Source organism: Streptacidiphilus pinicola (assembly GCF_003258295.1).
GTDB classification, from domain to species: Bacteria; Actinomycetota; Actinomycetes; order Streptomycetales; family Streptomycetaceae; genus Streptacidiphilus; species Streptacidiphilus pinicola.
Window position 1 is genome coordinate 1 of sequence record NZ_QKYN01000250.1, and the last position, 1,365, is coordinate 1,365.

Genomic DNA, 1,365 nt, shown 5'->3' on the forward strand with positions numbered 1-1,365 from the left:
ACCCGACCCCCTCCCGATGGGGCGGCCCTGGGGCACAGACCCACCCCGTCCCCCACAGCGGGCACGCGACGGTGGATCTGACGGCCGGAGGCGTGCAGGCCCGGGCCATGACCTCCGCACCCGCCGCCATGCAGGCCGGCTCCCTGCCCGTCTACCTCGCACCGGCCACCGAAGGTCACCAGGCGGCGCAGGCGCGGTCCGCAGGTCAAGCCGCCAGCAGACCGATCACCGTGACCATGGCCGACCCGGCGAAGGCCGGCGTGCACGGCCTGCTGTTCACCCTCACCCCGGCCTCCGGCTCGGCCACCGAACCGCTGCAGGTCCAGATCGACACCCACACGCTCGACGCCGCGTACGGCGGAGACGCCGGCCTGCGCGCCACCCTGGTCGAGCTCCCGGCCTGCGCACTGACTACACCACACGCCAAGGCATGCCTGAAGGCGACCCCGGTCAAGGCCCAGCTCGACCCCGCCACTCACCGCCTCACCGCCACCGTGACCTTGACGGACACAGCCGCCGCCCCGGCAGCGCGCACCACCGGCGCCACCAACCGCGCCGGTGTCGTTGCCCCCATGGTCCTGGCCGTGCAGACCGCCAGCTCCGGAGGCGGCGGGAGCTACTCGGCTACCAGCCTCACCCCCAGCTCCCAATGGGCCGCAGGCAACTCCAGCGGAGGCTTCTCCTACGGCTACCCGATCACGGTGCCGCCGGCCCTGGCCGGCGCGGCTCCCACCGTGAGCCTGTCCTACGACTCCTCCTCCGTGGACGGCCGCACCTCCGCGACCAACGCCCAGACGTCCTGGATCGGCGAGGGCTGGGACTACAGCACTGGGTTCATCGAGCGTTCCTACAAGAACTGCAGCAACGACGGGATCGCCAACTCCGGCGACGAGTGCTGGGGCGGCTTCAACGCCACCATGTCCCTCAACGGCCACTCAGGAACCCTGGTCCGCGACGACACCACCGGCAAGTGGCACCTGCAGGGCGACGACGGCAGCACGATCGAGTTCCTGACCGGCGCGAGCAACGGCGCCTGGAACGGCGAGTACGTCAAGGTCACCGACGCCAGCGGCACCGTCTACTACTTCGGCCTCAACCACCTGCCCGGTGGCGACAAGACGGACCCGGCCAGCAACTCCGCCTGGACCGTCCCGGTCTACAACCCCAACCCCGCCAACTCCACCTCCACCCCGCCCACCCCCGCGGACCCGTGCTACAGCACCACCACGGGCAAGGCGTCCTGGTGCCAGATGGCCTGGCGATGGAACCTCGACTACGTCGTCGACCCCCACGGCAACCTGACCACCTACACCTACACCCCGGAGGCCAACTACTACTCCCGGGGAGGCGGTCAGAACAGCGGCA

Annotated in this window: 1 pseudogene; it reads left to right on the forward strand. The window is 70.8% G+C overall.

Annotated elements, in window-relative coordinates:
• Positions 1-107 precede the first annotated feature (107 nt).
• A pseudogene (locus DN069_RS38600) lies at positions 108-1,365 on the forward strand (polymorphic toxin-type HINT domain-containing protein); the annotation flags it as partial.